Genomic DNA, 23,877 nt, shown 5'->3' on the forward strand with positions numbered 1-23,877 from the left:
GTGATGGAGACTTCCTCACATGACCGCGCAAGAAAAACTGGATAGCAAAACCGTACTGGACACCAACCCGGCCACCGGCACCGCCGTGGCCGAGCTGAATGAAACCGATCTGGCCAAACTGCCCGAGATCATGACCCGGGCCCGTGAAGCCCAGGCGATCTGGGCGGCCAAATCGTTCAAGGAACGGGCTCGCCATATCACCATGATGCGCAGCTACATTGTCGACCGCGCCGACGACCTGGCTCGCACCGTCAGCGAAAGCAACGGCAAGACCCTTACCGATGCCCTGGCCACCGAAGTGCTGCCCTGCGCCCTGGCCTGCAAGTGGTATGCGAACAACGCGGAAAAATATCTGAAAGAGAAGAACCGCCCCGGCGGTAGCATCCTGTTCTTCAACAAGAAGACCCACATGCTGCGTGTACCACTGGGCGTGGTGGGCATTATCAGCCCCTGGAACTATCCGCTGTCGATCCCCTTCGGTGAAATCGTCATGGGCCTGATGGCGGGTAATGCCGTACTGCTGAAAGTGGCCGCTGCCACCCCGGCAGTCGGGCGCGCCATCGAGCAGATCATCGCCGCCGGTGAATTGCCTGAGGGTCTGTTCCATCACATCGTCGGCTCCGGCTCCAAAGTGGCCACTGGTTACTTTGAGAATGGCGTGGACAAGCTGTTCTTCACCGGCAGCGTCCCCGCCGGCAAAACCCTGATGGCCCAGGCCGCTGAAACCCTCACTCCGGTATCCCTGGAGCTGGGCGGCAACGACCCCATGCTGGTGCTGGAAGATGCGGACCTGGAACGGGCCACCAACGGTGCCGCCTGGGCCGGTTACCAGAATGCCGGTCAAAGTTGTGGCGGTGTGGAACGGGTGTATGTGGTGGACGCGGTCTACGACCAGTTCGTGGATCTACTCGCCAAGAAGACCCGCCAGCTGCGTCACGGCGTAGGCTGCAACGATTTCAATGTAGATATCGGCAGCCTGACCACTGCCGGCCAGCTTCGCACCGTGCAGCAACACCTGGAAGATGCCCTGGCCAAAGGCGCCCGTATCGAAGCCCAGTCCCGCCCGGTAGGCAACGTGGAAAACGGCTTCTTCCACCCGGCGACGCTGCTGACCAATGTCACCGACGACATGCTCACCATGTGCGATGAAACCTTCGGCCCCCTGATTGCCGTGCAACGCGTGGCTAACGAAGAAGACGCCATCCGCAAGGCTAACGAATCCAAGCTGGCACTGACCTCCTCCGTATGGACCAAGAACAACAAGCGTGGCCGCGCCATTGCTGCCCGTCTGCAGTCCGGGGTCACCACCATTAATGATCACCTTTACAGCCACGGCCTCTCCGAAACCCCCTGGGGCGGCTGGAAGGAATCCGGCATCGGCCGCACCCACGGCCCGGAAGGCCTGGAGGAAATGACTCAGGCAAAAGCGGTCAACTGGGACATCCTGCCCTCCAAGCGAAACATCTTCTGGTACCCCTTCGACGAAGCCACCTACAACGGCATCAAGAACGCCCTGCACTTCGTCTTCCCCAAAGGCCTCGGCCAGATGCTCAGCGCCTCACTGAAACTCACCCCGTTCCTGGTGAAGAAAATGTTTACCAAATGGAAAACGGATTGAGGCAGTGAATAGTTAACAATTAATAGTGAACAGTTTCGCGGAACAGGTTTGAACTGTTTTGAAACGCAAGAGGCCGCGTCCAAATCATGGACGCGGCCTCTTTGTTTTCAGTCCAGAAGGCGCGAAACCGGGCCGCTGTTAACTGTTCACTATTAACTATTCACTGATCTTATCAATCCACTCCTGATCCGGTGCATACCACCACGAGCCCATCACCGGGCGAGTGTAGTCCAGCAGGCGGTCTTTGACGGTATCGTCGGCGATGCCGTACATGCGGCGAAGCAGGTAGTCGTAGCGATCCAGTTCGCAGCAGAAGGCCAGGAAGTACAGGCCGTGTTCACTGCTGTCGCCGTAGGGGACCGAGCGGCGCCACATTTTTTGGGGAACACCATCGCGATCCACATCGGTGCGGCCCACATGGGCATTCGCCGGCATGCGTTCTTCGTCAAACTCCACTGCATCTTCCTTGGTGCGGCCGAACACGTTTTCCTGTTCGTTGACCGGCAGTTGGTTGAATTTCTTCAGGTCATGAACCCACTTCTGGGTCAGCACCCAACTACCACCGGCACCGGGGTGTGGCTCGGCAATGAAGGCGGCCTCTTCTGCCTTTTCACCGGTGGGATTGCCAATGCCATCGACAAACCCGGTCAGGTCACGCATGTCGTGGTAGACGAAGCTGTTCAGCTCCAGCTGCGTGGAAAGCAGCTCGCCCACAGCATCGCGTACCTGCATGCCGGTATCGAATAGATCACCGCGCTCTTTCGCCTGCACCCAGACCCACAGATCCCCCTGGGTGGCCGGCACATGGCCTTCCAGGGAGAACGGCGGGAAGCTGAAGCGGGTGTCCAGTTGCTCCCAGAGGGCTGGCCCGAACGCCATCAACACCGGTGTCTTTTCACTTTTCAGCGAATTCAGCTGGCGCAAAGCGGCTCTGACTGCCTGCATCTCCTGGCCACTGCCAAGGCAGAATTCGAAGAACAGATGATGTTGATAACTACGATCAAAAATCCCCGTTTGCGGTGTCGACACCGTTAACTCCTTAGTCCTTATCAATAAACTGCCAACAGTCTAGCAAGGCTACCTGACTTGTTCCCGTGAATATAACGGTATACTGGACCATGGTACGAGTTGGCAGACGCAATTCTGAAACAAATTGAAATATGCGCTGGTGTCCCCTGCCCAGGGCTTTCGCTACACTTGCTGCACACTGGTTAACTGAATCCTACTATGACACCTTGGCTTGGCCTGGATCGCCTGGGCTTCTTCCTGATCCGCATTTTCCTGCGTTTGTGCACACGTGCTAACGCGCTGCCTTCAAACCCTGACGAACTGCAACTTGCTCCCAATACCCCGGTGGTCTATGTGCTGCGTGATCGCTCTGCCGCCGATGCAGCAGCAGCGGATCAATCCGCACGACAATTGGGCCTTGCATCTGCACTGCATGGGTTGACGCTGGGCAAAAGCCACCTGAGCCATAGTTACTTCCAGCTGTACCGGCGCAAATTCAGTAATGGCCGGCAGCGAACCCCCGTGTCACCGCCACGGCTGGAAAAACTGGTCAGCGCACTACGCGCCAATCCCGAAGCCGATGTACAGCTGGTGCCGGTATCGGTGTTCTGGGGCCGCCGTCCGGAAAAGGAAAGCTCTCTGTGGCGCATTCTGTTTTCCGACAACTGGTCGCCGGCGGGTTTCATCAAGAAATTCTTTATCATCGTCACCCAGGGCCGGCAGTTGTACGTCCATTTCAGCAAGCCCATGTCCCTACGCACCCTGGTGGATCAGTGCCCCACGGACGAACAGACCGTGCGCAAGGCCTCCCGCATTCTGCGTGTGCATTTTCGCCGTCAGCAGGAAGCCGCCATCGGCCCGGATCTGTCGCACCGTCGCACCCTCACCAATACCGTGGTGGACTCCATCCCGGTACAGGAAGCCATCCGCGCCGAGGCCCAGCGCCAGGAAACCAGTATCGAGAAGGTGGAAGCCAAGGCTCGCCATTACGCCATGGAAATCGCCGCGGATTACTCCCATACCGTCATTCGGTCTCTGGAGTTGTTCCTGAACTGGGTCTGGAACCGGCTTTATGCCGGGGTCAGGTTGTACAACATGGACAACCTGACCAAGGTAGCCGGTGATCACGAAGTGATCTATGTGCCCTGCCACCGCAGTCATATTGACTACCTGCTGCTGTCATTTGTGGTATTCCGCAATGGCCTGGTACCGCCGCACATCGCCGCCGGCATCAACCTGAATATGCCCATCGTCGGGACTATCCTGCGACGGGGCGGTGCTTTCTTCATGCGCCGCAGCTTTCGTGACAACCCCCTGTACGCCACCGTTTTCAGCGAATACCTTCATACCATCACCGTACGTGGTTACTCCATCGAGTACTTCGTGGAAGGTGGGCGCAGCCGTAGCGGCCGAATGTTGAAGCCGCGCACCGGTATGCTCGCCATGACTCTGCGCAGCTTTCTGCGTGATGCCCGCAAGCCGATTGCCTTTGTGCCGGTTTATGTGGGCTATGAGAAAGTGATCGAATCAGGCTCCTATATCGGCGAGCTGCACGGCAAGAAAAAGCAGAAGGAATCTGTCGGCGGGCTGATGAAATCCCTGGCGGTGCTGCGCAGTCACTTCGGTCAGGTGCATGTGAATTTCGGTGAGCCCATCAAGCTGGTGGACTTCCTCGACGAGCATCACACCGCCTGGCGCAGCGAAGACCTGGCTGCCGATGAAAGCCCAGCCTGGTTCAAGCATGTGGTCAATGAACTCGGACAGGAAGTGGTGGAATCCATCAATGCCGCCGCCGTCGCCAACCCGATCAACCTGCTCAGCCTGGCCCTGCTCGCGTCGCCCAAACACACCATGGATGTGGCCCAGTTACGCCAGCAGCTGAACCTCTACATCGCCCTGCTCAAACAGGCTCCCTACAGTGACAGCGCCTCCATCGCCACGGATGATGCTTCAGCCATCATCCAGTATGGGCTGGACAACGAGTTCCTGGAGCGCATCGAGCACAAGCTCGGCGATGTGGTGACCACCGATGAAAAAACGGCCCTGCAGATGGCCTATGTCCGCAACAACAGCCTGCACCTGTTTATTCTCCCCGGTCTGATCTGCTCGCTGGTGATGAACGCTCGCTCTATCAGCATTGACACCCTGCAGAGCATGGTGCATTTGCTCTACCCCTTCCTGCGCAATGAATACTATCTCCACTGGCAGGACGGCGACGACCTGTCCCGGGCGGTCAGCAAGACGGTGGATGTGCTGGAGAAGGAACAGTTGATCAGCCGCGAAGACCATTGTCTGCACGGCGCCCCTATCCACACCCATGAATCCGACATGCTGGACCATCTTGGCCAGACCGTCATGCCGTCTCTGGAGCGTTACTATCTGACCATTCGCCTGCTGGTTCAGTACGGCTCAGGCATGCTGACCGCCGACCAGCTGGGGGAACTGGCTCACCAGACCGCGCAACGACTGTCGCTGCTCTACGAGTTCAACTCTCCAGAATTTTTCGACAAGGTGGTGCTGAAAAACTTTATTAGCCAGTTGTACGGTACCGGCCTGGTCACCACGAACGATGCCGGCGCCCTGGTGTTTGACGAGAAACTGGAATCGCTTGACGATGAAGCCCGTCGTATCCTCAGCCCGGATATCAGCGACGCCATTCAACGGGTGACGCGGGTGACAGACATTGAGCACCTGGTGGAGCCGGCCTCCTCTGCCTCTGCTTCCTGAGACCGGCAACCGTAGCCGACAAAAAAATACCCGCCAAATGGCGGGTATTTTTATTTCCGGGCACACAGCCAACCGCTAGATGGCAATGGAAATACCCAGGCTGTAGTTGATGCTCTCCAGATCCATTTCCAGTTCCCGGGACAGTGCCACCGTACCGCCAACCCCATTGGCCGTATCACCACTTTCCACGGTACCGGCATCCACATAGAAAATGGAGAAATCCACGGAGGCCGCATCACTGAGCCAGTAGGCAACACCCCCACCAAATTTGAAGGCAAATTCGGTGCTGCCACCGTCTTCAATGGTTGCAGATGCGCCACTAACGAAAACGGTCATATCCTCCAGTTCGTTATCGGCAAGACCGATACCCGCCCCTACATAGGGGTCAAAGGCCCCGGTGCCACGGTCATTCATGAAGTGGTAGTAGCCATTGATCATGAGAAGATGACTGGTGGTCTTGGCCTCGAACGTCCCCGCCTCTGAAGCCCCGCCGGAGCTGACGGTAACGCCATCGTCTTCCTTGGACGCCAGAGAGAAATCCAGTGCAACTTCTGCGCGCAAGTTGGGGGAAAGCCAGGTACCACCTGCTACGCTAAGATAATCCGTACCACCCGGATCGTACCCATCGATGGCCAGAGTCTCGTCTGAAGGACTCGCAACCGTAAAATCCATATCTTGTTCATCGTAATCGGCAAGGCTATAGGCAAACCGCAGGTAGTTATCGGCCATGGCAGATGCCGGCAAAACCAGAGGCAATGCCGCAGTCAACGCAAGCAAACGGAAGGTATTCATTATCTTATCCTCATGCTTAAAGTGTCATTCCTTAACACCAACACATCAGGTGCACCTTTGACGCTATCAAAGCGACATCATTGTGTCTATTTTATGATCAATTCATGAATGCGTTACAGGATGGACTAGTTGCTCAGCGATTCGGGCTACTCATAGACATCAAAACGAATAGCCTTGCCGGCAATCTGATGATGAGGGCTGCGTTTTGCCAGCGGTTCAGCCTTGCCGGGCCGTTTGACCACCACCCGATGCGGATCAAGACCAAGCGCCCATTCCAGCAACGCCGCTTCTTCGTTCTGATCGGGATAGGCTGCCAATTGCTGAAGCCATTGCAGGTCTTTTTTTACCGCCGCACTTTTGTCCCGCGATGGAAACATGGGATCAAGATAGACCGCATGCAGCGGCGGCAAGGTGTGCGCGCCAGCATCCGCGCAGGGTAGCAACTGCATGGCGGCAGCGAGCTCTGCAGGCGCCCGCCGCAAGCCATCAGCCAGCATGGCATGGAGAATCGGCGAGCGTTCCGCCAGCAATACCGGAAACCCGGCCATGGCGATCAGGGCCGCATCCCGGCCCAGGCCAGCGGTGGCATCCAGAACAGTAAAGGTTTCTTCCCGGGGTTTTCCCAGCGCCTTGATCAACCGCTCGTGGCGGACCCGCTCCGCCGTCAGTCGGTAGCCCTGTTTGCCATCATTGAAGCTGACGCTCAAGGGAGTTTCCCGCCCTTGCGGTCGCCACAGGCTGAGGCGCTCCTCATGCCAGCCCAGCACCAGCGGCAGGGCCAGTTCCACCGCTCTGTCTGCCTCTTCTACCGGCGTACCGGGAAGCCCGTCAGGGCACCCGGGTAACAGACCCAGCACCGTAGCCAGCATGGAATCAGGCCAGCCACGCCAGTAGCGCAACGCCAAGAACCAGGCGGTACACCACAAACGGCAGCATGCCGATGCGCTCAAGCAGACGAATGAAGAACACAATGGTCAGATACGCCGTAATCGCACTGACCACCGCACCCAGGGCCATCAGTCCCCAGTCCACCGCTACCTGCTGCTCGACAAGATCCTTTGTCTTGAGCAATCCCGCACCAAGAATGACTGGAATGGAAAGCAGAAAGGAAAAGCGGGCAGCGTCCTCGCGCTTGTAACCCAGCGCCAGTGCCGCCGTGATGGTAATACCGCTACGGGAGGTACCGGGAATCAGTGCCAGAGCCTGGGCCAGGCCGATAAAAATGGCGCCGATCACACCCAATCGCACCAGACTGAACTGGCGCTTGCCGAACGCATCGGCAGCCCACAGCAACGCGCCAAACACCAGGGTAGTAACGGCAATCACCAGTGCAGAACGCAACTCCCGTTCAATCCAGTCATCACCAAGAAAGCCGAACACCACCGCAGGAATGGTAGCCAACACCACCAGCAGTCCCAGTTTCAGGTCGTCGTTCATGGTGCGCTGGGTCACCGCTTTGCCGGCACCGCCGACCATGGCAAAAAGATCCCGGCGGTAGTAGGCCATCACCGCCATCAGGGTGCCCAGGTGCACGGCCACATCAAAGGCCAGCCCCTGATCGGGCCAGCCCAGTACCTGAGACGGCAGAATCAGATGGGCAGAACTGGAAATGGGAAGAAACTCGGTAAGTCCCTGTATCAGGGCAAGCACCAGGGCCTGGAACCAATCCATGGAATGTCCTTATTGAATGGAACGTCAGTAACGGGAACGAGTTGCGAGGGGCGATAATCAAGACGGGTGAAGCGCTTTGAAGCGCGATTCCCGTCTATCGCAACGTTTTACTCTTCTGTGGCGGTGATTTTGTAACCCTGCAAAAATTCCGGGGGCATGCGGCGGGGCTTACCGGAATCCAGTGCCACACACACCCAACGGGTGCGGCCGCGCAGCAGGGTTCGCCCGTCTGATTCGCGAACAATCTGGTAACGGCGCGTGATACTGATGCGCTGGTCGTTTTCCACGATCCAGGTACCGATCTTCAGGTGTTCACCTTCAAAGGCCGGCGCCAGGTAATCCACTTCGGTATGCCGGGCCACCATGCCCCGGTTGAGCTTCTGGTACAGATCCCAGCCCAACCCAAGGCTGGCGGTATGATCCCAGGCAATTTTCTCCATGAAACGCAGATATTCGGTGTTGTTCACATGCCCCATCACGTCGATGGCTTCGGCCGGCACAGTCACCGCCAGTTCATGGACATTGGGAAGGTCCCAGTTGATCATCGTACAGCTCCCTGAATTACCTGATCACGAAGATAGACCGGCTGCGCCAGTTCTGCACTGACACCCTGCCCGCGCTGGAAACCGGATAATGCCAGCTGGGCCACCGCTTTCGCATGGGGATGCACGTCGACCTCACAGTGACTTGCGCCATAGGCCAGGCAAAGGGCCTCACGATAGACCAGCCCGGAGCCGATAATCATCCAGTCTTTTTGTAGCAGAGATGGCAAAGTATCCGGGTGAAACAGGCCGTCGTCGAACACGGTTCTGGCAACGCTATCCTCACAGGCATAGGCGCCCAGATAGACCTCTCCCATACGCGCATCGAACACCGCGATCACATCCCGGTGTGGCGTCGTCTCCTGAGCGCTGAGTGCACAGGCCGCCAGAGTAGACACCCCGATCACCGGCAAGTCCGCCGCAAAGGCCAGCCCCTGGGTAACCGCAGCCGCGACCCGCACACCGGTAAAGGCACCGGGACCATGGCCAAAGGCAATGCCGTCCAGCTGGCGAAGCGACAGTTGCGCTTCCGCCAGCAGTGCTTCCACCATCGGCAGCACCCGTTCGGTTTGACGACGTGGCGCCTGCTCGAAATATTCGAGCACCTCGTCGCCATCCATGATGGCCACCGAACAGGTTTCACCGGCGGTTTCCAGAGCCAGAATTCGTGTCATGATTCCATCTGTTCCGTTGTCTGCCCTTCTTGCTGCCGGGCCAGGTAATCGAAAAACCGTTGTACCACGTCCAGCTTCCGGGTGCGGGTCATGTTGGGCAGACTGTTCACAAAGAGTTTTCCGTAGCTGCGCGTCAGCAGCCGGGGATCCGCCACCACCAACAGGCCGGTATCCTTGGGATCACGAATCAGTCGGCCGGCACCCTGGCGCAATGCCAGCACCGCCTGGGGCAACTGATAATCGCGGAAGGCATTGCCACCATTGCGATTGATATGTTCAATGCGTGCCGCCGCCACCGGGTCACCCGGCGAGCCGAACGGCAGTTTATCAATAATCACGCAACTGAGTGCCTCGCCACGCACATCAATGCCTTCCCAGAAACTGCTGGTGCCCAACAGCACCGCGTTACCTTTTTCCCGGAAGCTGTCCAGTAACTCCCGTCGACCGGACTCCCCTTGCACCAGCAACGGATAGTCCAGACGTGGGCGTAGCAACTGGGCCGCTTCCCGTAATGCTCTGTGACTGGTGAAAAGGAAAAAAGTGCGACCCTTGGCGGCATTGATGACCGGCACCATGGCATCGCAAAGCGCCGCGGTATAGCCGGGATCGTTCGGCGCCGGCAGGCATTCAGGGGCATAAAACACCGCCTGGCGTTTGAAATCGAACGGGCTTTCCAGCCGCAGGGTGGTAGCCGCGTCCATGCCAAGGCGCTTCTGGATATGCTCAAAGCGCCCGCCCACAGACAGAGTCGCCGAGGTAAGCACCCAGCTGCACGGCTGACGCTCGCGCTGGGCACGCAGCTGGGCTGCCACGGACAGGGGCGTGCTGTGCAGCACCACAGTCCGTTTGAAGGTTTCAAACCAGTACACCCGGTTGGGCTGTTCCCCTTTCAGGTAGGCCGCCAGGCAGTCCACTTGCTCGCTGGCACGACGGGCACAGGCCTCCATTCCCCGGCTGGCCTTGGCCAGGGGGCCAAGGAACATTTCCAGATCGCGCAGGGCCGTTAGCAGGGTCTCGCCCGCTTCGATGACAGTCTCTTTCTCCGCCACCTCGGACCAGGGCTCCCGACGCTCGCCGTCGCCCAGGCTCAGGCGCAGATCCAGGCAGCCCTTTTCCACCGCTGCAATCAACTGGTTCAGACGCGCCAGATCGGCAGCGGTCTGCCCAGCTTCGGACAAACTATCACGGCCCAGTTCCTGGACCTGTCGGGTGCTCAAGGTATCGCCGAAAAAAGCGGCAGCGATTTCCGGCAGCTGATGCGCCTCGTCGAAGATCACCGTGTTGGCACTGGGCAGCAGTTCCGAGGCCGAGCCGTTACCGCGCAAGGCCGCATCAGCAAAGAAAAGATGATGATTGACCACCACCAGGTCCGCTTCCTGGGCTTCCTTGCGGGCCTTCATCAGCGGGCATTCCTGATAGCTGGGGCAATCTGTGCCGAGACAGTTGTCGGCAGTACTGGTTACCCAGGGCCATACCGGCGCGTCTTCGGGAATCTGTTGCAGCTCGGCGATGTCACCGGTTTTGGTACGACCAGCCCAATGGGCCACGATCTGCAATTGCTCGGCGGTTTCCCGAGTCAGAAAACGGGCCTCTTCCTGATGCAGGGTCATCCGGTAGGGACAGAGATAATTGGCGCGCCCTTTCAACAGCGCCACCTTGCGCGGCAGCCCCAGGGCTTTCTTGACCAGCGGCACATCCTTGAAAAAAAGTTGATCTTGCAGACTCTTGGTGCCGGTGGACACCAGTGTCGGCCCCTCCGACAACAGGGCCGGCACCAGGTACGCCAGGGTCTTTCCGGTACCGGTTTCCGCCTCGACCATCAGGGTGCCACCGGTGCCGATCACCGCATCCACTGCGTCCGCCATGGCCAGTTGCGGTTCACGGGGCTGATAGCCCGGCAAAAGCGGCGCAAAGCGCGTCAGATCGGTAAGATGGTTACGGGCGCTGGTCACACGATGTCCTGAGGATGACAGAAAGGAAGCAAGCCACAGAGCATAGCATTAGACGCCACAAGCAGCACGCCTCACGCAACGCGGAAAACCCGCCAACGGACGGTTTCTGTGCTCAGGCATCCCACACCAACGGAGGCACCCCATGGACTACACCCTGATCATTCTGGCTGGCGGCCAGGGAAAACGGGTCGGCGGCGCCGACAAGGGATTAGTGGAGCTGGATGGCAAGCCGCTGATCGCTCACCTGCTGGATCACCTGGCGCCCTCCCCGACCCGTATCGTAATCAGTGCCAACCGGAATCAGGCCACCTACCGGCATTGGGCCGACCAGGTGGTCAGTGATGAACGGGACGGGTTTCAGGGGCCCATGGCCGGCCTGGAAGCAGCACTGAATGCCAGCCAGGGGCTCTGCCTGTGCCTGCCCTGCGATCTGGTGCAGGCTCCCACCTCACTGCCCGGCGACCTGCTGAAAAAAGCCGGCCCGGAGCACATCTGCGTGGCCCAGGATCCGATCCGCCGCCAACCTCTCTGCCTGGCGTTGCATGCGGAGCACTGGCGGGACTCCCTGCAGACCTATCTGGATAGTGGTGGCCGCAGCGCCTACGGCTGGCTGGATCAGGTATCGGTTCACCCGGTGGCCGTGGCCTCGCCTCTGCAGAACCTGAATCACAAAGAGATATAAGTAACGAGGAGCGAGGAGCGAGGAGCGAGGAGCGAAAAGATTAACCAAAACAACCCGTCGTGGCTCTGCTTTTCGTAACTCGTAACACGCTCCTCGAAACTGATTCCCCCAGAAACAACAATGCCCGCACAAGGCGGGCATTGGGGAAAGACTCCAGATAAACGACAGTGTCGTTATATCAGGCAGTCACTTCCTGGATCTGCTTCATCAGGGCAACCTGGTCAGCAGAAGGCTGGGCGGTTTGCAGCGCCATCAGCTTGCTCATGTCGCCTTCGATACGGATCTGGCCACTCATGAAGCCCTGCATACCGGCGGACTGGTCACCTTCGATGAAGATACGCTTGGCCAGATCAGCCGGCAGGATCATGGTAGTCGGCGCGTCAGCGTGATGACCTTCTTCGATCATGCCACCGACCAACGCCATCTCCTTGTCGCCACCATCGCCGGACACAGTGATGTTGATTACCAGATCTGCCAGGGCAGCCGGAGTTTCCACATCACCGGCACCGTCACGGATCTCTTTTACTTTCGCAAACCACTCGTCAGACAAAAATTCCAGGCTCATTCTTATATCTCCTTAACCTATCGTTGTGGCTTCGACACCCCGTGTAATCAGGCATCACCATTCAAACAAGCGTTCGAAACTTACCCGTACCTTATAGAAAGGCCCAGAGGGTGGCAATAGCCGTACAAGCGTCTATCGGGGACAAAAAAACCCGGCGCAAGGCCGGGCTTTTGGGTCGTTGTCATGCAGTGGTAATCAGAGGTCGTAACCACGCTCTTCGTGCAGGGCAATATCCAGACCCTGGGTTTCTTCGTCGCTGTCCACACGCAGCTCCGAGAACAACCCAACCAGCTTGAGCAACACCCAGGTCACCACAGCGGTATAAACGAACGTGGCCACCACGCCCAATGCCTGTACCCCGAACTGATCCAGCATGGTGAATTCCGGCTTGGCAAAACCGTAACCGGAGAACAGCCCCAGTTCCGTGGACGCAAAGATACCGGCAAACAGGGTACCGAGAATGCCGCCTACACCGTGCACCGGGAACACGTCCAGGGAATCATCGATCTTCAGCTTGTGCTTGATGAAGATGACCGAGTAGAAACAGATCACACCTGCAGACAGACCAATCACCAGCGCTGCTGCCGGCCCGACAAAACCGGATGCCGGGGTAATGGTACCCAGACCCGCCACCATGCCGGTGGCGATGCCCAGTGCCGAGGGCTTGCCGAACTTCTTCCACTCCATGGTGATCCATGCCAGCGAGCCTGCCGCCGCGGAAATGTGCGTGACCAGCATGGCCATGGCAGCGTCGCCGCCAGCGGCCAGTGCAGAGCCACCGTTGAAACCGAACCAGCCCACCCACAGCATGCCGGCACCGGTCACGGTCATGGTCATGTTATGCGGCATCATGCCTTGCCCGGGAAAACCCTTTCGGCCACCCAGCACCAGTGCCGCCACCAGCGCCGCCACACCGGCAGTGATATGCACCACGGTACCGCCAGCAAAGTCATACAGACCCAGGTCAGCCAGCCAACCGCCGCCCCACACCCAGTGGCAGACGGGCACATACACACCCAGCAGCCAGAGCACGGAGAACGCCAGCATGGGTCCGAAACGCATGCGCTCGGCAAAGGCACCCACGATCAGCGCAGGAGTAATAATGGCAAAAGTCATCTGGAACAGGCCGTGCAGGCTTTTCGGCAGCGTGCCTTCCAGAGTGTCTTTACTGATACCGGCAAAGAACGCGTGATCAAGACCACCGATCCAGGCATTCATGCTGCCGCCATCGGAGAACGCCAGCGAGTAACCACAGATCAGCCATACCAGCGATACCGCACAGGTAATGGCAAAACACTGCATCAACACGGAGAGTACGTTTTTACTCCGCACCAGGCCGCCATAGAACAGGCTCAGGCCGGGAATGGTCATGAACAGCACCAGCGCGGTGGCCGTCAGAATCCAGGCGGTGTCGCCGGTATCCAGGCCATCGGCCAGGGCCAAGGATGGAAGCATTAACAGTACAGCAAGCAGTTTTTTCATCATCGCCCCCTTAAATAGCTTCGTTGCCGGTTTCACCGGTGCGGATACGAATTACCTGCTCCAGATCGCTGACGAAGATCTTGCCGTCACCAATCTTGCCGGTGCCCGCCGCCTTCATGATCGCTTCGATGGCCTGATCCAGGTCCTCTTCACGCACCGCCAGTTCCAGCTTTACCTTGGGCACGAAATCGACCACGTACTCCGCCCCCCGGTACAGCTCCGTATGGCCCTTCTGGCGGCCGAAGCCTTTGACTTCAGTAATGGTCATGCCCTGCACCCCGACCTGGGCCAGCGCATCGCGGACTTCGTCCGCTTTGAACGGCTTGATCACCGCTGTCAGCATTTTCATGGTTATCTCCTGATCCACGTGCATCTCTGATGCACCAACACAATACGTGCCGAAAAGTTTGCACCGGCATAGGGCATACAAGAATCAGGCCAGTAATATTACTTTTTAATTTCAGTGACTTGGCCGCAGAAGACCCCATATATGCACCACAATAGAACCGTTGCACCACGCAGATGCACAGATTTAATGCATTGAAGCATTCCAGGATGATGCAGCGAGGGAAAATTCAGAAAAGGCCGAAAGCAATGTGCACCAGCAAGACGCAGCGCATCGACATACGAGGGGGTTAAGGAGAGAAATACCACGCCTCCCCCGGCCTGGGGAAAGCGTGGCGGCAGATCAATACAGGTAATTGAACATCTTGCGACGGTATTCGCTGGCCAGCGGGTCGCCCTTGGGCAGGCATTCGAATACTTCCAGCAGCGCGCTGCGGGCAATGCCGTCGCGGAAATCCCGGTGCTCGCTCAACAGTTGCAGCAGCGCCTCCAGGCCAGCCTGGAACTGGCCGGCTGCCGCAGCCTGCAAACCAAAGGCATAGAGATCTTCCGGGTTCGGCTCATCGCTGATGCGTTGACGCAGCTCCGCCAGAGAACGGCTCTCGCCCTCCAGTTTTTCCAGCAGGGCAAAGCGGGCACGGAACGGCCGTAATGGCTCCACGTCCTCGGTGACCTCCGCCAGCACCGACTGGGCCTCGTCCAAACGTCCTTCACCCAACAAGAACTCCACCAGCATGGCCCGGATCGCGTGCTTGTCAGGGCTCTGCTGCAAGGTCTGGCGTAGTGCAGCTTCCGCCTGCTCACCATGGCCGGCGTCGATGGCCATACGGATCTGCTCGATAAACCCTTCTTCCTGCTGTTGCTCGGCAGCTTCCGGGTCCACCACCGGGGCCAGCCACTGGCGCAACGCCCCTTCTGTCTGGGCACCATCCAGCTCGCTGACCAGTTGCCCCTGATACACCAGTTTCAGGCTGGGCAGGCTGCGCACCCCGAACTGGCTTGCCAGCATTTGCTGCTCATCCGCATTGACCTTGGCCAGGATCACCTTGCCCTGGTACTCATTGACCAGGCGCTCCAGTATCGGTGCCATCTGTTGGCAGGGCTGACACCAGCTGGCCCAGAAATCCACAATCACCGGCACCTGCCGGGACTGCTCAAGAATTTGCTGAATGTTCTGTTCAGTTGCTTCAATGATGTAGTTGTTCGGTTGCAACGCCTTGCTCCTGAAAGCCCTAAAACTGTGACAATTGTAAGGTATGACCGCCATTAAATCCGGTTAAATCCTGTGCAACTGATCACTTTCACGGGTTAGACTCAAAGAGGCTGAGTCAATTAGGCTTCACGCCATGTACATGACACATGAGTACGCTGGACCGTATTCAAATTTACCTGAGTTCACAGGCTCGGGTTCACGGCAAAGGAGATCACCATGCTTAGCCTGTTGGCTATTGTAGTGTTAATTGCCACGCTGATGACCTTGTTCTATCAGCGCATCAGTCGCGGCATCGGCAGCGCGGTTTTTGTAGTTGTCTGGCTGTTGAGCGCCTTCCTGGCCCCCTGGCTGGTTCACCCGGTTTCACTGATCCTGCTGGCCGCCGGCGTTGCTCTGCTCAACCACGTTGATCTGCGCCAGAAGTTCATCAGCAAGCCGGTCTATAATGCTCTTGGCAAGGTCATGCCCGCCATCGGCGACACCGAGCGCGAGGCCATTGAAGCCGGTACTACCTGGTTCGAGACCGACCTGTTTTCCGGTCGCCCGGACTGGGAAAAATTCGCCCATATTCAGTTTTCCACTCTCACCGATGAAGAGCAGTCCTTTGTGGACAATGAGGTCCAGGAACTGTGCGACATGCTGGATGAGTGGAAAATTTTCCACGAGCTGAGAGACCTGCCAGAGGAAGTCTGGGATTTCCTCAAGCACAAGGGCTTCTTCAGCCTGATCATCCCTAAGGAATACGGCGGCAAGGCATTCTCCCCCTATGCCCAAAGTCGCATCATGAGCAAGATTGCCACGCGCTCACTGACCGCCGCCGTTACCGCCATGGTCCCCAATTCCTTGGGCCCCGGTGAACTGCTCGCCGAGTACGGCACCCAGGAACAAAAAGACCGCTGGCTGCCCGGCCTGGCCAAGGGCGACGAGATCCCCTGCTTCGGCCTGACCGGCCCGGAAGCGGGTTCTGATGCTGGCGCCATCCCCGATACAGGGGTTATCTGCAAAGGCAAAATCGACGGCAAGGAAGTGTTGGGCATGCGCCTGAACTTTGCCAAGCGCTGGATCACCCTGGCCCCGGTGGCCACGGTGGTAGGTCTGGCCTTCAAACTCTACGACCCGGAGAAACTGCTCGGCGACAAGGAAGAGCTTGGAATCACCTGTGCGCTGATTCCTGCTGACACTCCCGGGGTGGAAATCGGCCGTCGCCACTACCCTGGCTCTCCGTTCATGAACGGCCCCATCAACGGCAAGGATGTGTTCGTACCGCTGGATACCATCATTGGCGGGCCAGACATGGCCGGTCGTGGCTGGCGCATGCTGATTGAATGCCTGGGTGCCGGTCGCGGTGTCTCCCTGCCCGCCCTGGCCACTGCCAGCGGCGAAGTCGGTTACCGCATGACCGGTGCCTTCGCCCGTATCCGTCGCCAGTTCAACACGGCGGTAGGCCAGTTCGAAGGCGTGCAGGAAGCCTCTGCCGAAGTAGCCGCCATTGGCTACACCCTGGAAGCCTACCGTCACCTGGTGACCCGTTCACTGGAAGATGGTGCGCCTTCAGTGGTCACCGCCATGGCCAAGTACCACGCCACAGAAATGATGCGTGAGCTGATTAACCACGGCATGGACATCGCCGGCGGGCGCGGTATTCAGTTGGGCCCCCGTAACTTCCTGGCCCTGCCCTATCAGTCCACCCCCATCGCCATCACCGTGGAAGGGGCGAATATCCTCACCCGCTCGTTGATGATCTTCGGTCAGGGCGCCATGCGCTGCCATCCATACCTATATGACGAATTGCAGGCAATCCAGGCAGAAGACAAGAAGCAGGGACTGCAGGATTTCGATGCCCTGTTCTTCTCCCATGCCGGTCACACCCTGGGCAATATCAGTAGCGGTATCATGCAGGCTATTGCCGGCCCCTATCTGTCCGAAGCACCGGGCAATGCGGACGCCTTCAGTGCCCCTTGGTACCGGCTGGTGAACCGCTATAGTGCGGTGCTCTCCAGTACTGCAGATATGGCATTGGCCCTGCTGGGTGGCGATCTGAAACGTCGTGAGCTGCTCTCAGCCCGGCTGGGTGATGTGCACAGCCAGTTGCTGATCGCCTGTTCCATTCTCAAATACCACGCCACCCTGCCACGGGACGAGGCCAACGACGCCCACGCCAGCTATGCGCTGCGCCGGTCGTTCAGCAAGGCCCATGACGCCCTGGATGCCTTCTACCGCAACTTCGGCTTCTTTGGTGTGGGGTATGCGTTGAAAGGCTTGTTCTTCCCGTTCGGTCGCCCCTGCAAGGCCCAGGCCCCAAGCGACGACCAGATCCGCACGCTGGGTGACATGATCATGGCGCCCAGCTCGGTGCGCGATGCACTGGCAGAGCCGGCCTATATCTCTCAGGACCCGGAAGATGCTATCGGTCGCGTGGAAGCCACTTTCAACAAGCTGCTGGAAGTGGAGCCGGCCTACCTGGCGTTCCTGAAAGCCGACGGCAAGGGACAACTGGAAGGCAACAGTGTGCTGGAAAAGCTCCAGGACGCGGCCAGCAAAGGCATCATCGACGCCGACCAGGTAGACCCGGTGAACGAGTACGATGCCATGCGCTACGACTGCCTGCTCACTGACGCCTTCGATATGGACCTGAAGGACGTCAACGTGCACGCAGAACGCCCGGTGATGTAAACCCAACCAGGCGGAGGGGCCGAAATGCCCCTCCGCTTTCTCCTTCTCCATTCTCCGAGCCCCCGTAGGAGCCCATGCTTGCATGGCGAACCGTGCTTGCGCGGAAATCGCCCGGAGGGCGATCAGGAATCTCAGAGCTTGACAGGTCTCTCCAGAAACGATGGCGGATAAATGTTGACTTCTGCCGCCTCTATACGCGCGGTTCGCCATGCAAGCATAGCTCCTACAGCGGCTTCGTCACAGCAGCCTCCTACTGGAGATTTTTGGCAAGGTCGCCAACCGGTCCACAGTTTCACAAAAAGCCACAAAGCCACGTCAGCGGTGAAAACGCTGCTTTTTCCACCAGTTATTCCGCTGTCATCCCCATATCACGCAGATTTAACATTCATATCACCCTTTTGGCGCTTTTACGGCTCGCCGCTTTCGTCTAGGCTTTGCCAAAATTACGCCCCACCGGGCCTGGCGCGCTTCTCGTGCCATTTTGCCCCTCGGACAACAGGTCAGGAATGACAGCAGTCGTCGAAGAAAATACCGTTCTCGAGTTCAAGGGCCGCATGCTGATGATGACGGTCCTGCAACTGAAAAACCTGGATGCCAACCTGCTGCATCAGGAAGTCAGCCAACGGCTGGAAGATGCCGCCCAGTGGCTGCAGGAAGCCCCGGTGGTGATTGACGTGAGTCAGGACCTGGAGGTGGACCCGGTGGCCCTGATGGCCGCGGTGGACACCCTGCGCAGCCTGGGCGTGAACCTGGTGGCCCTGGCCCGCACGACCGGCATCGATAACGATACCGCCGCCATGCTTGGCTTGGGCACCCTGAGCCTGTCCGGTGGCCGCGATGTGCCGCGCCGCAGCGAGCCTGCGCCACAGGTAGAAGCAGAAAAAGTCCCCACCGCCACCCAGCGCATCGAGACGCTGGTGGTGGACCAACCGGTACGATCCGGCCAGCAGGTCTACAGCCGTGGCGATTTGATCGTGCTGGCCCCGGTGAGCACCGGCGCCGAGCTGATGGCGGAAGGCAACATCCATGTCTACAGCAAACTGCGTGGCCGCGCCCTCGCCGGCGTCCGCGGGGACGGCAGTGCACGTATTTTCTGCCAGCAACTGAATGCCGAACTGGTATCCATTGCCGGCCATTACCGGGTAGCCGAAGATCTGCCCGAAGCGCACCGCAACCGGGCTGTCTATCTGTCCCTGGAAGGTGACGCCATGCAATTTACCGCGCTGAGCTAGCGCCACAGAAAGACGAAGGTAAGGAGAAAGAGCGTGACGAAGATTGTGGTCGTGACATCCGGCAAGGGTGGCGTCGGCAAAACCACCACCAGTGCAGCGCTGGCCACCGGCCTTGCCCTGCGCGGTTTCAAAACCACTGTCATTGATTTTGATGTAGGCCTGCGCAACCTGGACCTCATCATGGGTTGTGAACGCCGCGTGGTTTATGACCTGGTGAACGTGATCAGTGGCGATGCCAACATCAAACAAGCGCTGATCAAGGACAAGAAGGTGGACAATCTGTTCATCCTTCCCGCGTCCCAGACCCGTGACAAGGACGCTCTCACCACCGAAGGGGTGGAAGGCGTGCTCAACGCCCTGCGCGATGACATGAAGATGGACTACATCATCTGCGACAGCCCGGCCGGCATCGAGAAAGGCGCCCTGATGGCCGCCTACTTCGCCGACGAGGCAGTAGTAGTGACCAACCCGGAAGTCTCCAGTGTGCGTGACTCCGACCGCATCATCGGCATTCTGGCCAGCAAGACCCGCCATGCCGAACAAGGTGACGGGGATATCCCCGCCCGTCTGCTGCTCACCCGCTACTCTCCGGAGCGCGTGGAGAACGGCCAGATGCTGTCCGTGGAGGATGTGCAGGAAATTCTCGCCATCGAATTGCTCGGCGTGATTCCCGAATCCCAGGCGGTACTGAACGCCAGTAACGCCGGCAGCCCGGTAATCCTGGATATCGATTCCGATGCCGGTCAGGCGTACAGCGATGCGGTAGCCCGCTTCCTGGGCGACCAGCTGCCCCATCGTTTCGTCAACGTTAACAAGAAAGGTCTGTTCGGCCGTCTTTTTGGAGGCTAAGGGATGAGCATCTTCAGTTACCTGCTTCCCAAGAAGCAGACTTCCGCATCAGTGGCCAAGGAACGCCTGCAGATCATTGTGGCCCGCGAACGCTCCACGCGTGGCGGCCCGGATTATCTGCCGCAGCTGCAGCAAGAGCTGCTGATGGTGGTACGCAAGTATGTCCCCGTGGGGGAAGACGCCGTGAATGTGCAGGTGGATCGTGATTCAGGCTGCGAAATTCTCGAGCTGAACATCACCCTGCCGGAAGAAGAAGCCCAGCAGCAGTACTGAGCTGGCACCGGAAGCCGCCGCAAGGCGGCTTTTTCTTTCTGCCCTATTTCCCCTCACATCTACCACGTCCCGCTACCGGCACTCTCTGTGCCCCATGCGTATACCTGTAAGCGAACACTGCTTTCTCTCAACCTGGCACCACGAGCGTCGCTGGCGACGCGATCCGTGACATCGACGAAGCCACTCTAGGAACGAGCGTAGCGGAGTAACGCACGTATTTCCGTGCGACCCGAAAGGTGAGCGAAGCGAATAACTCCGCTTGAGGGACGAATCCGAGCCTTGGCGAGGAAGCAGGCGATGCGAGTGTCACCTGATCACTCAAGTGAGCCCGGTTGCTCTGCTGCTTCGGACCGCATCCGGGGGCAGACTCTGCGGATGATTTCCACGCTGACGCGTGGTTCGTCCCTCAAGCGGAACTCCTACAGCGGCTTCGTTATAAACGTGCGGGCCGAGGCCCCTAAGGCGGACCGGACTATTCCGGCAGCACCTGCCATTCCGGTTCGTCGAATTCTCCGATCACCGTAACCTCACAAACCTTGGCGTGTTTCGCCAGAATCGCCTTTACCTTTTCACTGCGGCTGTCGTCCTTGGCATCCCGGTGAGCCTTGCTGTCCCAGTGGGCAATGGCCAGCACCTTGTCCGGTTCGCCGATCTTGCGGTGCAGGTAGGTGCCCCGGGCGCCCGGAGTCTGCTGAATGATTTCACTGGCTTCCACCCAGCCCTGAGCATATTCCTCTACGGTAAAGCCCGGTTTCACCCGAACTTCGAAGATAAATTTCATGGCTGTTCTCCCTGTCGGTAAAACTGTGCCAGCAGCCGGTACAGATCCGGCCAGTCCCGGTGCAACGAGTCCGGCGCCTCGAAAAAGGCTTCACTGCAAACCGCAAAGAACTCACCCGGCCCGGTCAGTGCATAAGGATCGATAGACAGGGGCCGATGCTGTTCATAATCATCGAATAGCCGGTCCCAGGCCGCCGTGAAGGTATCGTGCCACTGGCGCGGATTCATACCCGGATGCAGCGGCGGCGCGCCATTGGCACCGTTACGGCGCATATCGAGTTTGTGGCTCATCTCATGGATGACCACATTGCTGCCCTGCCCGGCTTCAAGCACTGATTCCCATGACAGTATGACCGGGCCCTGATGCCAGGCCTCACCGGCCAGCACCGGGCTACTGGCATGGACCACACCATCCTCAGTCTGCCAGGGCCGGTTGGGAATGAAATCTCCCTCATAGAGAATGACCGTATACCAGCCGTCATACCAGTCGAGCCCCAGTTCCAGGATGGGCACACAGGCCATGGTGGCGATACGCAGACACATGGCATCGGTAATGGCGAAGTTGTTCCCCGGTGCGACACTCTTGCGCGCCAGAAAGCGAAAGCTCAGATCCCGCAGTCGAGCCCGCTCATCGCCCTGATACCGCTGCAACACCGGCCAGTCGGCCACCGCCGCTTCCCATTCTGCTTCGGTATACCCCATCTTCTTGACCCGGCGCTTGTCGCGCCAGTTTCGCCAGGCTGCAAACATTGTTACCTCAACGTCAAACACCACACCTTATTCAAGGCCACGCACAATTTGGAGCGCTCGGGCATAACAGCTGTTATCGCTGCTGGCGCTCTTCACATTGCGAGTACCGAGTTGAAAGTAACGACAGGCATATAACAATGCGGATTCTGATCTATTCGCTACTTTCAACTCGCAACTCGGTCCTGCCCTGAAGCGATTCACCCGAATCAATGTCTGTACCATGAATCGACCCGCGCTCAGGATAATGCGTGTCTACTTTGACCTGATCTATGTCGCCTGAACAGTCGTTACCCGGCACAGGCCCTGTGCTACCATCGCCAGCTCTGTTGCCATGCGAATCCTGTTCAGTGCCTGTTAACCAAGCTCACAAAGCCGACCTGCTGCTTCTGGTGGTCACCCTGCTGGCCGCCATCAGCTGGATGTTCTCCCGAGAGGCGGTGCTGGCAATGCCACCACTGCTGTTCATGTCGCTGCGCTTCCTGCTGGCGGCAAGCCTGCTGGCCATGGTCGCCCACCGCCAGCTGCGCCGGCTCAGCGGCCAGCAACTAGTCCGCTGTGTGCGGGTGGGCGCCGTGTTCGGCATTGCCATGAGCTGCTGGGTCATGGGGCTGGCCATGGCCGAACATGTTGGCGAAGGGGCCTTTCTCACCAGCCTGGGCGTGGTTCTGGTACCCGTGATCGCCCGGCTGATCTTTGCCGAACCAGTGCCCGCCAGCACCTGGCTGGCTTTGCCGGTGGCTGCTGCGGGTCTGGCTCTGTTGTCACTGGAACAAGGACTGCATCTGGAGGCCGGACAGCTGTTCTTTGTGGCGGCAGCCACCATCTTCGCGCTCTATTTCAACCTCAACACCCGTGCCGCCAACACCATTTCCACCACCGACCGCAGCGGCAATGCCATTGAACACCCACGCATTCCGGCTCTGGCACTGACCACGGTAGTACTGGCGGTGGTCGGTGTGCTGACGGGCGGCCTGTCCGCCATTTTCGAGCACTGGGGCGAGGCCGCGGCAAACGCCACCTTCGAGTTGGCAATCTGGGTCATCCTCAGCGCCACCGTGGGTACCGCCCTGCGCTTTCTTGTGCAAACCTATGCGCAAAGCCTGTCACTGCACAGCCATGGCGTTGTCATCATGGTTCTGGAACCCATGTGGACCGCACTGATGGCGGCGGCCTGGTTCGGCGAGCAGATGACGCTGATGCAGCTAGCCGGTTGCGCCCTGATTTTCCTGTCACTGCTGGTCAATCGCTGGCGGGCAGTGAGAAGCCTGCTCAAACAGGCTCTGTCACGCGTTTCCACTCACCATTAAGTTGCTCACTCCCGAAGAAAAGGATGTCTTATGGGACCCGATATTCTCTCCCTGATCCCCGCTATCGCCCCCGGCACTCTGGTGGCCATTACCGCCTTTGTGCTCGCAGGAATATTCATGCAGCGTGCCCGCACTGCGGCCATGCTCGTGATGATCGCCGGCCTGCTCACCCTGCTGCAGAATGGCTGGATCATCTTCAACCAGACCGTATTGCTGGAATGGATGTTTGATGACGTTATCAGCTCGGATACCTACTCACTCATCGCAACCGCCGCCTACAACCTGTTCTACCTTGTCATCAGCGCCCTGCTGCTGTTTGCTGCCTTTGCCGGTCGCCAGTCTCTAAACGCGCCCAGATCCACCGCTCCTCAGGTCGAGCCCCGTCCCGAAGGTAATCTCCCCGCCCATCGAGGCGGGCTGGTGCTGACCTTCGGCCTGCTGGGTGTCCTGTTGTTTGCGCCGCTGGGCATCGTCGCCTGGATACTGGGCAACAAGGATCTCCACGCCATGGGCAGCGGTAACATGGACCCGTCAGGGGAAGGCATGACCACCGCCGGCAAGGTGCTTGGCATCATTGCCACTGTCCTGATGGTGGTCGGTTTGCTGGTGGCCATGGCTGTAATCAGCATTATTGCCGCCAACTTCCGGGGCTTCTGATTCTTGCTCGCAGGCCCAGGCAAAAGCTCGGGGCGGTTTCCATAAACCATCGCGGTAATGCCACAGCCATTCACTGTATGCACAT

The 23,877-nt window shown here is 58.7% G+C and carries 22 protein-coding genes; 9 read left to right on the forward strand and 13 right to left on the reverse strand.

Annotated features, from left to right (window positions below; all coding sequences use genetic code 11):
• Nucleotides 1–19: 19 nt before the first annotated feature.
• Nucleotides 20–1,618 carry an aldehyde dehydrogenase family protein gene (locus ACMG4M_RS10255; protein ID WP_035244680.1) on the forward strand — a complete coding sequence of 533 codons (1,599 nt, stop codon included), beginning with the start codon at nt 20–22 and terminating at the stop codon, nt 1,616–1,618.
• Nucleotides 1,619–1,774: 156 nt separating this feature from the next.
• On the opposite strand, the gene ACMG4M_RS10260 is transcribed toward ACMG4M_RS10255, so the two are convergent.
• Complete coding sequence (locus ACMG4M_RS10260; RefSeq protein WP_414429917.1) at nt 1,775–2,647, reverse strand: Dyp-type peroxidase; 873 nt, start codon at nt 2,645–2,647, stop codon at nt 1,775–1,777.
• A 198-nt stretch (nt 2,648–2,845) separates the two neighbouring features.
• On the opposite strand from ACMG4M_RS10260, the gene plsB reads away from it, so the two are divergent.
• A complete protein-coding gene (plsB, locus tag ACMG4M_RS10265) occupies nt 2,846–5,353 on the forward strand; it encodes a glycerol-3-phosphate 1-O-acyltransferase PlsB (RefSeq protein ID WP_414429918.1) in 2,508 nt (835 codons plus the stop codon).
• 75 nt (nt 5,354–5,428) lie between these two features.
• Here the strand turns inward: plsB and ACMG4M_RS10270 are convergent, their stop codons facing one another.
• The 6 genes from ACMG4M_RS10270 to ACMG4M_RS10295 form a co-directional block, all read right to left on the reverse strand.
• Nucleotides 5,429–6,145: an outer membrane protein gene (locus tag ACMG4M_RS10270; RefSeq protein WP_272962852.1), complete on the reverse strand. Its 717-nt coding sequence runs from the start codon at nt 6,143–6,145 to the stop codon at nt 5,429–5,431.
• A gap of 146 nt (nt 6,146–6,291) precedes the next feature.
• Nucleotides 6,292–7,044 carry a class I SAM-dependent methyltransferase gene (locus ACMG4M_RS10275; protein ID WP_277673208.1) on the reverse strand — a complete coding sequence of 251 codons (753 nt, stop codon included), beginning with the start codon at nt 7,042–7,044 and terminating at the stop codon, nt 6,292–6,294.
• The gene (locus ACMG4M_RS10280) at nt 7,019–7,816 is read right to left on the reverse strand and encodes an undecaprenyl-diphosphate phosphatase (RefSeq protein ID WP_335625865.1); all 798 of its coding nucleotides are present in this window, start codon (nt 7,814–7,816) and stop codon (nt 7,019–7,021) included. The genes ACMG4M_RS10275 and ACMG4M_RS10280 overlap by 26 nt, the downstream gene beginning before the upstream one ends.
• Nucleotides 7,817–7,923: 107 nt before the next feature.
• A complete protein-coding gene (locus tag ACMG4M_RS10285; protein WP_052042436.1) occupies nt 7,924–8,361 on the reverse strand; it encodes an acyl-CoA thioesterase in 438 nt (145 codons plus the stop codon).
• Nucleotides 8,358–9,032, reverse strand: coding sequence for a tRNA (adenosine(37)-N6)-threonylcarbamoyltransferase complex dimerization subunit type 1 TsaB (tsaB, locus tag ACMG4M_RS10290; protein WP_414429919.1), 675 nt, complete (start codon nt 9,030–9,032; stop codon nt 8,358–8,360). Before tsaB ends, ACMG4M_RS10285 begins: the two co-directional genes overlap by 4 nt.
• Entirely contained in the window at nt 9,029–10,984 is a 1,956-nt protein-coding gene (locus tag ACMG4M_RS10295) for an ATP-dependent DNA helicase (RefSeq protein WP_414429920.1), read from the reverse strand. Before ACMG4M_RS10295 ends, tsaB begins: the two co-directional genes overlap by 4 nt.
• A 142-nt stretch (nt 10,985–11,126) precedes the next feature.
• Between ACMG4M_RS10295 and ACMG4M_RS10300 the strand changes: the two genes are divergently transcribed.
• Nucleotides 11,127–11,666: a molybdenum cofactor guanylyltransferase gene (locus tag ACMG4M_RS10300; protein ID WP_414429921.1), complete on the forward strand. Its 540-nt coding sequence runs from the start codon at nt 11,127–11,129 to the stop codon at nt 11,664–11,666.
• Nucleotides 11,667–11,844: 178 nt separating this feature from the next.
• Here ACMG4M_RS10300 and ACMG4M_RS10305 read toward each other — a convergent pair whose 3' ends face one another.
• From ACMG4M_RS10305 to ACMG4M_RS10320, 4 genes are all read right to left on the reverse strand, one after another.
• Complete coding sequence (locus ACMG4M_RS10305) at nt 11,845–12,231, reverse strand: SCP2 sterol-binding domain-containing protein (protein WP_035244687.1); 387 nt, start codon at nt 12,229–12,231, stop codon at nt 11,845–11,847.
• Nucleotides 12,232–12,426: 195 nt separating this feature from the next.
• Nucleotides 12,427–13,686 carry an ammonium transporter gene (locus ACMG4M_RS10310; protein ID WP_414429922.1) on the reverse strand — a complete coding sequence of 420 codons (1,260 nt, stop codon included), beginning with the start codon at nt 13,684–13,686 and terminating at the stop codon, nt 12,427–12,429.
• 37 nt (nt 13,687–13,723) lie between these two features.
• Entirely contained in the window at nt 13,724–14,062 is a 339-nt protein-coding gene (locus ACMG4M_RS10315; protein WP_035244689.1) for a P-II family nitrogen regulator, read from the reverse strand.
• Between the two features lie 339 nt (nt 14,063–14,401).
• Entirely contained in the window at nt 14,402–15,271 is an 870-nt protein-coding gene (locus ACMG4M_RS10320; RefSeq protein ID WP_035244690.1) for a tetratricopeptide repeat protein, read from the reverse strand.
• A 216-nt stretch (nt 15,272–15,487) separates the two neighbouring features.
• On the opposite strand from ACMG4M_RS10320, the gene ACMG4M_RS10325 reads away from it, so the two are divergent.
• The 4 genes from ACMG4M_RS10325 to minE all read left to right on the forward strand — a co-directional run bounded on the left by ACMG4M_RS10325 (nt 15,488) and on the right by minE (nt 20,298).
• On the forward strand, nt 15,488–17,944 hold the full coding sequence (locus ACMG4M_RS10325) for an acyl-CoA dehydrogenase (RefSeq protein ID WP_035244692.1): 2,457 nt from the start codon (nt 15,488–15,490) through the stop codon (nt 17,942–17,944).
• A 506-nt stretch (nt 17,945–18,450) separates the two neighbouring features.
• On the forward strand, nt 18,451–19,176 hold the full coding sequence (gene minC / locus ACMG4M_RS10330; RefSeq protein ID WP_414429923.1) for a septum site-determining protein MinC: 726 nt from the start codon (nt 18,451–18,453) through the stop codon (nt 19,174–19,176).
• A gap of 33 nt (nt 19,177–19,209) precedes the next feature.
• Complete coding sequence (gene minD / locus ACMG4M_RS10335) at nt 19,210–20,025, forward strand: septum site-determining protein MinD (RefSeq protein ID WP_035244695.1); 816 nt, start codon at nt 19,210–19,212, stop codon at nt 20,023–20,025.
• 3 nt (nt 20,026–20,028) lie between these two features.
• Entirely contained in the window at nt 20,029–20,298 is a 270-nt protein-coding gene (minE, locus tag ACMG4M_RS10340; RefSeq protein WP_035244697.1) for a cell division topological specificity factor MinE, read from the forward strand.
• 472 nt (nt 20,299–20,770) lie between these two features.
• Here minE and ACMG4M_RS10345 read toward each other — a convergent pair whose 3' ends face one another.
• Nucleotides 20,771–21,079, reverse strand: a complete 309-nt coding sequence (locus ACMG4M_RS10345; RefSeq protein ID WP_035244699.1) for an antibiotic biosynthesis monooxygenase family protein — start codon at nt 21,077–21,079, stop codon at nt 20,771–20,773.
• Complete coding sequence (locus ACMG4M_RS10350) at nt 21,076–21,828, reverse strand: zinc-dependent peptidase (RefSeq protein ID WP_272962843.1); 753 nt, start codon at nt 21,826–21,828, stop codon at nt 21,076–21,078. Before ACMG4M_RS10350 ends, ACMG4M_RS10345 begins: the two co-directional genes overlap by 4 nt.
• Nucleotides 21,829–22,175: 347 nt before the next feature.
• On the opposite strand from ACMG4M_RS10350, the gene ACMG4M_RS10355 reads away from it, so the two are divergent.
• Together ACMG4M_RS10355 and ACMG4M_RS10360 are read left to right on the forward strand one after the other, a co-directional pair.
• Nucleotides 22,176–23,135 carry a DMT family transporter gene (locus tag ACMG4M_RS10355; protein ID WP_414429924.1) on the forward strand — a complete coding sequence of 320 codons (960 nt, stop codon included), beginning with the start codon at nt 22,176–22,178 and terminating at the stop codon, nt 23,133–23,135.
• Nucleotides 23,136–23,165: 30 nt separating this feature from the next.
• On the forward strand, nt 23,166–23,792 hold the full coding sequence (locus ACMG4M_RS10360; protein ID WP_035244704.1) for a hypothetical protein: 627 nt from the start codon (nt 23,166–23,168) through the stop codon (nt 23,790–23,792).
• The last annotated feature ends 85 nt before the right edge of the window (nt 23,793–23,877 follow it).

The sequence above is a fragment of the Alcanivorax sp. IL3 genome, assembly GCF_047495465.1.
Lineage (GTDB): Bacteria > Pseudomonadota > Gammaproteobacteria > Pseudomonadales > Alcanivoracaceae > Alcanivorax > Alcanivorax jadensis.

What these genes read in the sequence shown, in the direction of transcription:
- ACMG4M_RS10305 (WP_035244687.1), bottom strand. Translation starts at nt 12,231, where the DNA reads ATGAGCCTGGAATTTTTGTCTGACGAGTGGTTTGCGAAAGTAAAAGAG.
- plsB (WP_414429918.1), top strand. Translation starts at nt 2,846, where the DNA reads ATGACACCTTGGCTTGGCCTGGATCGCCTGGGCTTCTTCCTGATCCGC.
- ACMG4M_RS10360 (WP_035244704.1), top strand. Translation starts at nt 23,166, where the DNA reads ATGGGACCCGATATTCTCTCCCTGATCCCCGCTATCGCCCCCGGCACT.
- minE (WP_035244697.1), top strand. Translation starts at nt 20,029, where the DNA reads ATGAGCATCTTCAGTTACCTGCTTCCCAAGAAGCAGACTTCCGCATCA.
- ACMG4M_RS10345 (WP_035244699.1), bottom strand. Translation starts at nt 21,079, where the DNA reads ATGAAATTTATCTTCGAAGTTCGGGTGAAACCGGGCTTTACCGTAGAG.
- ACMG4M_RS10325 (WP_035244692.1), top strand. Translation starts at nt 15,488, where the DNA reads ATGCTTAGCCTGTTGGCTATTGTAGTGTTAATTGCCACGCTGATGACC.
- ACMG4M_RS10310 (WP_414429922.1), bottom strand. Translation starts at nt 13,686, where the DNA reads ATGCTTCCATCCTTGGCCCTGGCCGATGGCCTGGATACCGGCGACACC.
- ACMG4M_RS10270 (WP_272962852.1), bottom strand. Translation starts at nt 6,145, where the DNA reads ATGAATACCTTCCGTTTGCTTGCGTTGACTGCGGCATTGCCTCTGGTT.
- ACMG4M_RS10350 (WP_272962843.1), bottom strand. Translation starts at nt 21,828, where the DNA reads ATGTTTGCAGCCTGGCGAAACTGGCGCGACAAGCGCCGGGTCAAGAAG.
- ACMG4M_RS10255 (WP_035244680.1), top strand. Translation starts at nt 20, where the DNA reads ATGACCGCGCAAGAAAAACTGGATAGCAAAACCGTACTGGACACCAAC.
- tsaB (WP_414429919.1), bottom strand. Translation starts at nt 9,032, where the DNA reads ATGACACGAATTCTGGCTCTGGAAACCGCCGGTGAAACCTGTTCGGTG.
- ACMG4M_RS10315 (WP_035244689.1), bottom strand. Translation starts at nt 14,062, where the DNA reads ATGAAAATGCTGACAGCGGTGATCAAGCCGTTCAAAGCGGACGAAGTC.
- ACMG4M_RS10280 (WP_335625865.1), bottom strand. Translation starts at nt 7,816, where the DNA reads ATGGATTGGTTCCAGGCCCTGGTGCTTGCCCTGATACAGGGACTTACC.
- ACMG4M_RS10300 (WP_414429921.1), top strand. Translation starts at nt 11,127, where the DNA reads ATGGACTACACCCTGATCATTCTGGCTGGCGGCCAGGGAAAACGGGTC.
- minC (WP_414429923.1), top strand. Translation starts at nt 18,451, where the DNA reads ATGACAGCAGTCGTCGAAGAAAATACCGTTCTCGAGTTCAAGGGCCGC.
- ACMG4M_RS10285 (WP_052042436.1), bottom strand. Translation starts at nt 8,361, where the DNA reads ATGATCAACTGGGACCTTCCCAATGTCCATGAACTGGCGGTGACTGTG.